Genomic DNA, 9,538 nt, shown 5'->3' with positions numbered 1-9,538 from the left:
TCCTGCGTTTCCGACTCTATCAGACTCTTCCGTGTCCGATTCCCGGTCGAAGCGGGGCGCTTTCCAGGTTCTTCGCTTTCGCGTTTTCCCTTTCCAGCGGTTCCAACTTTACCAGACTCTTTTTCCGTTCCGTTTCCGGTACGAATCTGAATTCCGGCGGCCTGTGGAGTGGCCTTGCCTTTCGGCTGATCCGACTTTATCAGAAGCACATCGGCCGAATGAACGGCTTGCGATTCGAGATAAAGGGAATCATCGGCTCTGCGGGATAGTTCAGAAACTTCCCGGCTCGAGCGAGACAGACACTATGCGCTTCACTCGGACCTTGTCCAGTCCGAGGCAACCGTTTAAATCTACCTCCCCACATCTGCCGTGTCAACGGTTTTTGTGGGCGAAGAGGAGACTAGCAGCTCAGCGGGGGCGAACGCACACCGGTGGTCAGGCGGCGGAGGGAAGCTCGGCGCTGCGTTCGACCGCTGTGAGGTCGCCGGTGTCGCCGGCGCGTACCGCGCGGCGGCCCAGGATGTAGACGTACGCGAGAAAGGCCAGCTCAGCGGCGATGCCGATGGCGATCCTGGCCCAGGTCGGAAGGCCTGAGGGAGTCACGAAGCCTTCGATGAGGCCGGAGACGAACAGCACCAGGGCCAGGCCGATGGCCATGCCCAGTGCGGCGCGGCCCTGCTGGGCGAGGGCGGTTCGGCGGGAGAGGGGGCCGGGGTCGATCACCGTCCACCCGAGGCGAAGCCCCGTACCCGCGGCCACGAACACCGCGGTCAGTTCGAGCAGGCCGTGGGGAAGGACCAGGCCGAGGAAGACGTCCAGGCGGCCCGCGGAGGACATCAGGCCGATGCCGACACCGAGGTTGAGCATGTTGAGGAAGAGGATCCAGATCACCGGTACGCAGAGGAACGCGCCCAGGACCAGGCACATCGCGGCGGCCTGCGCGTTGTTCGTCCATACCTGCGCGGCGAAGGACGCCGCCGGGTGGCTGGAGTAGTAGGTCTCGTACTCCCCTCCCGGGCGGGTCATGGCGCGGAGGTCATCCGGGGCGGCTATCGCCGCCTGGACCTCGGGGTGGGTGCCGATCCACCAGCCCAGGAGCGCCGCCACCACCGTGGACAGCACCGCGGTGGGCACCCACCAGTGACGTGAGCGGTAGACCGCGGCGGGGAATCCCGTCGTGAGGAAGCGGGCCGCATCGCGCCAGGAGGCCTTGCGGGTACCCGTGACCGTCGCCCGTGCTCGGGCCACGAGCTGGGTGAGGCGGGCGGTGAGCAGCGGGTCGGGGGTGGTCGACCGGATCAGGGAGAGGTGGGTGGCCGTGCGCTGGTAGAGGACGACGAGCTCGTCCGCCTCCGCGCCCGTCAGACGGCGTCCTCGGCGCAGGAGGTGGTCGAGGCGGTCCCACTCCGTGCGGTGGGCGGTGACGAAGACGTCGAGGTCCATGGGCGGCTGCTGCTCCAGGCATGGGTGCGTACGGGGTCGTACTACTGCGGCGCGTTGCGGGTCAGCTTGGCAGACTGGGTCCGGCCGGGGGCAGCGAAGGCCGGGGAAGAGTGGGGGCGCGATGAGCGAGTTGGTGACCGGGGACGCGGTGGTCCTGGGACTGAGGCCGGCGAGGCTGCCGAGCCGGGCGCTGGCGGCGGCGATCGATCTGGCGGTGGTCTTCTGCGTTTTCATGCTGGTCTCGGTCCTGGTGGGGATCGCCTCCATGACCTTGGACGAAGCCGCCGTCGCGGCCATCGCGGTCGCTCTGTTCCTGCTGGTGCTGATCGGGGGGCCGATCGCCGTGGAGACACTGAGCCATGGGCGTTCCCTCGGGAAGCTGGCCTGCGGGCTGCGCGTGGTGCGGGACGACGGCGGGCCGATCCGGTTCCGGCACGCGCTCGTGCGGGGTGCGATGGGGGCCGTGGAGATCCTGATGACGTTCGGGGTCGTGGCCTCGATCGCGTCGTTGGTGTCGGCACGCGGGCGTCGGCTCGGTGATGTCTTCGCGGGGACGCTGGTCATCCGGGAGCGCGTGGCCGTCAAGCGGTCGGTCGCCGTGCCGCCGCCCCCGCCGTGGCTGGTCGGCCGGTTCTCGCAACTGGATCTGTCCGCCGTGCCGGACGAGCTCTGGCTCGCGATACGGCAGTACCTCACGCGGATGCACCAGCTGGATCCCGTCGTCGGCGGCTCGATCGCCGGGCGGTTGGCCGACGAGCTGGTGATGCGGACGGGGATCGCCCCGCCTCAGGGGGTCCCGGCGGCCGCGTTCCTGGCTGCGGTGGTTCATGAGCGGCAGGCGCGCGATGCCCGGCGGGTGTTCGTGGGGGCGCGGGGCGCGGACACCGGGGCGTCGGTGCCTGGCGGTGGGCCTGCGGGGGTTGCCGGGTCGGCTGGGGCTGCTGGACCTGTGGGGTCGGTTAGGCCGGTGGGGCCGGTGGGGCCCGCCGCGTCTGGTGCGGGCGCCGGGGCCGGCGGGTTCGGGGCGCCTGGCGGTGGTGCCGATCCGGGTGCGGAGGGGCCGGAGGGTACGGGAGGCTCCTCGTCGGGGTTCGCTCCGCCCGGCTAGTCGGCGTACGGGGAGGCGCGGGGGGACGGGGGTGTCTCCAGGTGCTCCAGCTCGATGCCCGGTGCCGCGAGAACGACGTCCCCGGCCACGTGAACGGTGTGCCTCTCCCCGGTGTCCAGGGCGCTGACCTGGTATTCGTCCACCATCAGCGGGCCGTTGTCAGTGGCGTGCGCTTCACTGTTCACCAGAGCCCAGGACTGGTCGCCGGTACGCGGCGCGAGGACCGGGTCCGTGAAGGTGACCACGCGGACGCGGGTCTCGGGGGAATCGGGGGTGAGGCGCAGGAGTCGGGTCAGGGCGACGAGGAACGCGGGGGAAGTACCGGAGAAGGCGTGGGCGCGGACGTTGCCTTCGGTGGCATGGGTTCCGGTCGGGTCGGTACGGACCCAGGTGACGCCTTCCAGGGCCGCTCCCCGTACCTGCCAGCTCGCCGAGTGGAGTTCGAGACGGATCGGCCGGCCCAGTTCGTCCAGGGCCAGGTCTACGGAGCCGAGGTGGTCGCCCGAGGGGGACGTGGTCTGGGAGACGTAGCGCCAGCCGGAGGGGCCGGGGGCGCAGTGGAAGTGTTCTTCGCCGAGGGGAGTGTGATCGTGGAGATCGTGGAGCGAATACCTGCCGCGGGGCATGGGGTCCTTCGGGTTCCTCGGGCCGTACGGGGGCGGTGACGGGGCAGGCCCCCGACACGGGGGTGCGGGGGCCTGTCTCGTCAGCCGCTGAGTGCTGGCTGCTGCTGCTTGCTACGTGCTGCTGATCCTCGGTGCCGTGCCGCCCTCTCGGGCTGCCGGCGGTGCCGGATCAGTAGCGGTAGTGGTCGGGCTTGTACGGGCCGTCGACCTCGACACCGATGTACGCCGCCTGCTCGGGGCGGAGCGTCGTGAGCCGGACGCCGAGGGCGTCGAGGTGGAGGCGGGCGACCTTCTCGTCCAGGTGCTTGGGCAGGACGTAGACGTCGGTCGGGTACTCCTCCGGCTTCGTGAACAGCTCGATCTGCGCGAGGGTCTGGTCCGCGAAGCTGTTGGACATCACGAACGAGGGGTGGCCGGTGGCGTTGCCCAGGTTCAGCAGGCGGCCCTCGGAGAGCACGATGAGGACCTTGCCGTCGGGGAGCGTCCAGGTGTGGACCTGCGGCTTGACCTCGTCCTTGACGACCCCGTCGATGGCGGCCAGGCCGGCCATGTCGATCTCGTTGTCGAAGTGGCCGATGTTCCCGATGATCGCCTGGTGCTTCATCTTGACCATGTCCGAGGCCATGATGATGTCCTTGTTGCCCGTCGTGGTGACGAAGATGTCGGCCTGCTCCACCACGTCGTCGAGGGTGGCGACCTGGTAGCCGTCCATCGCCGCCTGAAGCGCGCAGATCGGGTCGATCTCCGTGATGATCACGCGGGCGCCCTGGCCCCGGAGGGACTCCGCGCAGCCCTTGCCCACGTCGCCGTAGCCGCAGACGACGGCGGTCTTGCCGCCGATCAGGACGTCGGTGGCGCGGTTGATGCCGTCGATCAGGGAGTGGCGGCAGCCGTACTTGTTGTCGAACTTCGACTTGGTGACCGCGTCGTTCACGTTGATCGCGGGGAACAGGAGGGTGCCGTCGCGGTGCATCTCGTAGAGGCGGTGGACGCCGGTGGTGGTCTCTTCGGTGACACCGCGGATCTCGGACGCCAGCTGGGTCCACTTCTGCGGGGACTCGCTGAGCGTGCGGTTCAGCAGCGTGAGGATGTAGGCGTACTCCTCGCTGTCCGCCGTCGACGGGTCCGGGGCCGCGCCGGCCTTCTCGAACTCGACGCCCTTGTGGACGAGGAGGGTGGCGTCACCGCCGTCGTCCAGGATCATGTTCGGGCCGCCGGTGGGGGTGTTCGGCCAGGTCAGCGCCTGCTCCGTGCACCACCAGTACTCCTCCAGCGTCTCGCCCTTCCAGGCGAAGACCGGGATGCCCGCCGGGGCCTCCGGGGTGCCGTCCGGGCCGACGGCGATGGCCGCGGCGGCGTGGTCCTGGGTGGAGAAGATGTTGCAGGAGGCCCAGCGGACCTCCGCACCGAGGGCCACGAGGGTCTCGATGAGCACGGCCGTCTGCACGGTCATGTGCAGCGAACCGGTGATCCGCGCACCGGCCAGCGGCTGAGCGGCGGCGTACTCCTTGCGGATCGACATCAGGCCGGGCATCTCGTGCTCGGCGAGATTGATCTCCTTGCGGCCGAAGGCGGCGAGAGAAAGGTCGGCGACCTTGAAGTCCTGGCGGTTGGTGGCCGTGGTCATAACGGGCTGCTCCTCGTGATGCGTTCGAGGTGGGCTGTCTGGGCTGACACTGCGGCGACAGGCACACGAATGCCCGAGCGTTCGCAGGGCAGTCCGTCGGAGGCCCTCTGTCCCTCGCCCGGCTCGCGTCTGCGGACCGGTCGACCGCCATCAGCAGCGACGTCTGTTCCGTATCCGAATCTACACCGAACGGCCCAGTGAGCCCCAGCCCGTTCGGAGAACGGGGTGTGTGTGAGGGGTCACCGCGCCGATCGGGGCCGGTGTGCGGTGGGTCAGTGACCGAGATCTTTCGGGGTCCCGAGATCCTGCGGGGTCCCGGAGTCCTTCGGGTGCGGGGCGTCGGAGGGCTTGCCCGGGTCGGTGCCGGCTGCGGCGGCTTCGGTTGAGGTTGATGCTGAGGCTGAGGCGGCGCCAGCGCCAGCGGTTGAGGTTGCGGATGCGGATGCGCCAGCGGTTGAGGCTGCGGCTGCGGCGTTGAAGATGTCCGGCTCCAGGTAGATGACCCGGGCGATCGGGACGGCGTCGCGGATCCGGCTCTCGGCGGCGTTGATCGCGTCGGCGATCTCCACCGCGGTGTCGTCGTGCTGGACCGCGATCTTGGCGGCGACCAGCAGTTCCTCGGGGCCGAGGTGGAGGGTGCGCATGTGGATGATGCCGGTGACGGTGTCGCCGTCCACCACGGCCGCCTTGATCTTCTCGACCTCTTCGAGGCCGGCGGACTCCCCGAGCAGGAGGGACTTCGTCTCGGCGGCGAGGATGATCGCGATGACGATCAGCAGGATGCCGATGCAGAGGGTGCCGATGCCGTCCCAGACGCCGTTGCCGGTGGCGAGGGCGAGGCCGACGCCTCCGAGAGCGAGGACCAGGCCGACGAGGGCGCCGAGGTCCTCCAGGAGGACGACCGGGAGTTCGGGGGCCTTGGAGCGGCGGACGAACTCGGTCCAGGAGCGGTCGCCGCGCGTCTGGTTGGACTCACGGATCGCCGTACGGAAGGAGAAGATCTCGGCGATGATCGCGAAGACCAGGACCCCGACCGGCCAGTACCAGGCCGTGATCTCGTGCGGGTGCCTGATCTTCTCGTAGCCCTCGTAGACCGCGAACATGCCACCGACCGAGAACAGGACGATGGAGACGAGGAAGGCGTAGATGTAGCGCTCGCGCCCGTAGCCGAACGGATGCTGCGGAGTGGCCTCCCGCTTGGCCTTCTTGCCGCCGAGCAGCAGGAGGCCCTGGTTGCCCGAGTCGGCGAGCGAGTGGACGCTCTCCGCGAGCATCGACGAGGAACCACTGAAGAGGAACGCTACGAATTTGGCCACGGCGATCGAGAGGTTGGCGGCGAGCGCCGCCACGATCGCCTTGGTTCCGCCGGACGCGCTCATGGGTGCGTGGTGTCCCTTCCTCGGTGTGCGGCAGGTGGCGCCGCACTGCGGCGGCACATTGTTGCAGCCACGGGGAGGGGCGGTGTGTCAGGCCGCCACCGTGGCACGGAAGAGTGTGCCCGGCCCGGACGCTTCCACCGCTTCGGCGGCCGGCACGTAGACGGACTGTCCGGGGGTCAGGTCGAGTTCGCCGACCCGGACGGTCCCCGCCGTGCAGAGCAGGATCTGGGGGGTGAGGGCGGTCAGTACGGCGGGGGCGGCGCCGGACGCGAGGGTGTAGCGGGACAGGGCGAACTCTTCGGCGGGGGTCTCGTACAGCTCTTCGCCTGAGGGGGACGCCTCGGGGCGCAGTACGCCGGGCTCGGTGGCCTCGAAGCGGACGATGCGCAGGAGTTCGGGGACGTCGATGTGCTTGGGGGTCAGGCCGCAGCGCAGCACGTTGTCCGAGTTGGCCATGATCTCGACGCCGAGGCCGTCGAGGTAGGCGTGCGGGACGCCGGCGCCGAGGAACAGGGCCTCGCCGGGCTGGAGTTGTACGTAGTTCAGCAGCATCGCCGCGAGGACGCCGGGGTCCCCGGGGAAGTGGTGGGCGATGCGGGCGTACGGGGCGTGGGCGCCGCCGAGGCGTTCGCAGGCGGCTGCCGCCTCGGCCACGGTATCGGCCATCTCCGCCGGGTCGGCACCGAGGATCGCCGTGAGCACCTCACGGAGGGCCGCCTCCTCGGGGTGGGCGCGCAGGAGGTCCACGTACGGCTTCAGGGAGTCGACTCCGAGGGCCTCCATCGCGTCCGCCGCCTCGGTGGGCCTGCGGAAGCCGCAGAGGCCGTCGAAGGGGGTGAGGGCGCAGACCAGCTCGGGCTTGTGGTTCGCGTCCTTGTACGTGCGGTGGGGGGCGTCGATCGGGACGCCCCGGGCCTCCTCGTCCGCGTACCCCTTGCGGGCCTGGTCCAGGTCGGGGTGGACCTGGAGGGAGAGGGGGGCACCGGCCGCGAGCAGCTTGAGGAGGAAGGGGAGGCGGGGGCCGAACCTGGCGACGGTGGCCGCGCCGAGCTCCCCTTCGGGGTCCGCGGCGATGACGTCGGTGAGGGGGAGGTCCGTCTGTGCGGTGGTGGGGGCTGCTGTGGTGGGCGTTGCGGTGGGGGTGGGGGTTGCGGCCGTGGGCGTCGCGGGGCGGGTTATGCGGGATGGGGCTCCTGGGTGGGCGCCCATCCACATCTCGGCCTGCGGTTCGCCGGTGGGGGCGGTGCCGAGCAGGGCGGGGATGGCCGTGGTGGAGCCCCAGGCGTAGGGGCGCACGGTGTTGGACAGCCGGTCCATGGAGTCGTCCTCGGGGTCGTGCGGGCGCGGTGGGGTGGTCTTGGCAGCGCGGTGGGGCGGTGGGGTGGGAGTGGGGGGCTCAGAGGTGCGGTGGGACTCGGTGCGGTGGTGGGGCGGTGCGGTGGGACTCGGTGCGGTGGTGGGGCGGTGCTGTGCGGTGGTGGGGCTCGGTGGGGCGGTGCTGTGGGTGCGCCTCTGTCAGGGGGTTGGCGTTGAGGCCAGGGACAGGTAGACCGCCGCGAAGTCCGTGATCGCCAGCAGTTCGGCGAGGGTCTCCAGCTCGCTTCCCTCGTCCGGTTCCAGCTCGCTGATCGGCGTGTCGTGGCCGAGCGCCAGTTCCCTGGCCGCCGGGTAGGCGCTGAGGCCGCCCGTCGGGCGGTCCCTCAGCAGCACGACCCTGGCCCTGAGGGTCTCCCCCTCGTCCACCCGGTCGCGGAAGAAGTCGTCCGGGTCCGCGCCCGCCGCGAAGTCCCCCGCGAGCAGGGTGCCGTGCGAGGGCAGCGCCTCGGGGAGTTCCGCGGCCAGGGCGGGGCGTCCCGCGAGCTCGGACAGTACGGCGGCGAAGCGGCGGCCGACCGGGCCCGCGGCCTCGCCCTCCGTCCACAGCAGCGGCAGGCTGTCGGCGAGCTCGGCGGCGAGCGTCTTGGCCGGGTTGCTGTACGTGGCGATGGCCGGGCCGCAGCGTTCCGCGGTGCGGTCCAGGCGGTCGGCCACCTTCTGCAGCTCGTCGGCGGGGGCGGTCACCAGGCCCACCCGGTCGAACAGCGCCAGCAGCGGGGTGAGCAGCGCCCACAGGGTGCCGGGGCCGGCGGCCGAGGTCTCCGCGTCGTACTCGCCGTGCGGGGCGGCCGCCATCGGCACGACCAGGCCGTGCACCCCGTCGACCGCCTCGCGCAGCGGGGAGCGGGTGGGGGCGACGGCGACGACGGTGCAGCCGCGGCGGTACGCCTGCTCGGCGAGGAGGGCGAGACCGGGCTCCGAGCCGTCGGCGGTCACGATGAGGAGGAGGTCCACGGATCCGGCCCAGCCGGGCAGGGTCCAGCGCAGGGCGCCCGGGGCCGGGGCGACGCCCGTGGGGCGGATGCGGGTCACGGGGGCGGCCGCGCCCGCGAGCGCGCCGATCAGGTCGGCGACGCCGGATGCGGCCGTGCCGGGGCCCGCGATGAGGACGGCGCGGGGGCGGCCCTGCGGGTTCAGTCCGCCGATGCCGGCCTCGGCGGCGTGCCGGGCGGCGGTGCGGACCCGGGCGCCTGCCTCGGCGGCGCCGCGGAGCAGGTCGCGGCGGTCGGCTCGGGCCAGGGCTTCCGGGGCGTCGAGCAAGGACTCGTCGAGCATGGCGGTGGGCCTCCGATCACCGGGTGGGGTGCGGGACGCGGGTGCGGGGTCGTCGGCGGCTTCGGCGGGTGCCGGGGTGGTACGGGGGTGGGATGCGGGGCCTGTGCTGGGGTGCGGCTGCGGTGCGCCCTGTCCCGACCGGTCCGGTGCCGCGCGCGACGTGCCCGTACGCGCTTCGCTCGTGGTCAGGCGGGGCGGCGGGCCTCGTCGACGAGCAGGACCGGGATGCCGTCCCGGACCGGGTAGGCCAGGCCGCAGTCGGTGCCGGTGCAGACCAGCTCCGGGCTGTCGGCCGCCGTGCGGTCGTCGAGCGGGGAGTGGCAGGCCGGGCAGGCCAGGATCTCCAGGAGGCCGGCTTCGAGCGGCATGGGGTGGGTCCCTTCGAGCGGTGCGATTTCTGATTCACGTGGATCAGGCGTCGTCAGCCTACCGCTGGGGGGACGGGGGCGCGGCCCGGCCGGGGGTGGGGAACCGGGGATGGGGCGGTGGGGTGGGTCGGGGGGCCGGGGGGGGGGAGGCCTGGGGAGGCCGGGGGGCCAGGGGGAGGCCGGGGGGCCGGGAGCGGGCGGGCGTGAGGTGGGGGCGGTCGCGGGGGGGCCTGCCGGTGCGGGGTGGGGGCGCCTGCGGCGGGCTGTTCCCCTACCCGCCCCTTCCCGAAACCGGGGCTGCGCCCCCGGCCCCCATTTTCCGCAAACGCCCGGCC

The 9,538-nt window shown here is 71.7% G+C and carries 9 protein-coding genes; 2 read left to right on the top strand and 7 right to left on the bottom strand.

Features of this window, described 5'->3' with window-relative positions:
• Nucleotides 1-269, top strand: a 269-nt coding sequence (locus tag AB0917_RS31945; protein ID WP_366823206.1) for a hypothetical protein, incomplete at its 5' end; no start/stop codon positions are given.
• A gap of 166 nt (nt 270-435) precedes the next feature.
• Here AB0917_RS31945 and AB0917_RS31940 read toward each other — a convergent pair.
• Nucleotides 436-1,443: a stage II sporulation protein M gene (locus tag AB0917_RS31940; protein ID WP_366823205.1), complete on the bottom strand. Its 1,008-nt coding sequence runs from the start codon at nt 1,441-1,443 to the stop codon at nt 436-438.
• A 121-nt stretch (nt 1,444-1,564) separates the two neighbouring features.
• On the opposite strand from AB0917_RS31940, the gene AB0917_RS31935 reads away from it, so the two are divergent.
• Entirely contained in the window at nt 1,565-2,551 is a 987-nt protein-coding gene (locus AB0917_RS31935) for an RDD family protein (protein WP_366823204.1), read from the top strand.
• Here the strand turns inward: AB0917_RS31935 and AB0917_RS31930 are convergent.
• The 6 genes from AB0917_RS31930 to AB0917_RS31905 all read right to left on the bottom strand — a co-directional run bounded on the left by AB0917_RS31930 (nt 2,548) and on the right by AB0917_RS31905 (nt 9,203).
• On the bottom strand, nt 2,548-3,177 hold the full coding sequence (locus AB0917_RS31930) for a hypothetical protein (RefSeq protein WP_366823203.1): 630 nt from the start codon (nt 3,175-3,177) through the stop codon (nt 2,548-2,550). The two genes, AB0917_RS31935 and AB0917_RS31930, sit on opposite strands and share 4 nt — an antisense overlap.
• Before the next feature lie 169 nt (nt 3,178-3,346).
• Nucleotides 3,347-4,804, bottom strand: a complete 1,458-nt coding sequence (gene ahcY, locus AB0917_RS31925; protein ID WP_366823202.1) for an adenosylhomocysteinase — start codon at nt 4,802-4,804, stop codon at nt 3,347-3,349.
• A gap of 272 nt (nt 4,805-5,076) precedes the next feature.
• A complete protein-coding gene (locus AB0917_RS31920; RefSeq protein WP_366823200.1) occupies nt 5,077-6,183 on the bottom strand; it encodes a cation diffusion facilitator family transporter in 1,107 nt (368 codons plus the stop codon).
• 87 nt (nt 6,184-6,270) lie between these two features.
• Entirely contained in the window at nt 6,271-7,500 is a 1,230-nt protein-coding gene (manA, locus tag AB0917_RS31915; protein WP_366823199.1) for a mannose-6-phosphate isomerase, class I, read from the bottom strand.
• 198 nt (nt 7,501-7,698) lie between these two features.
• A complete protein-coding gene (locus AB0917_RS31910; protein ID WP_366823198.1) occupies nt 7,699-8,835 on the bottom strand; it encodes an SIS domain-containing protein in 1,137 nt (378 codons plus the stop codon).
• Nucleotides 8,836-9,020: 185 nt separating this feature from the next.
• Entirely contained in the window at nt 9,021-9,203 is a 183-nt protein-coding gene (locus AB0917_RS31905) for a Trm112 family protein (RefSeq protein WP_018492918.1), read from the bottom strand.
• Between the last annotated feature and the right edge of the window lie 335 nt (nt 9,204-9,538).

The sequence above is a fragment of the Streptomyces sp. NPDC007346 genome, assembly GCF_040703535.1.
GTDB lineage: Bacteria > Actinomycetota > Actinomycetes > Streptomycetales > Streptomycetaceae > Streptomyces.
The sequence above is the reverse complement of the archived record's forward strand: the minus strand, read 5'-3'. Positions and strand labels throughout refer to the sequence as shown.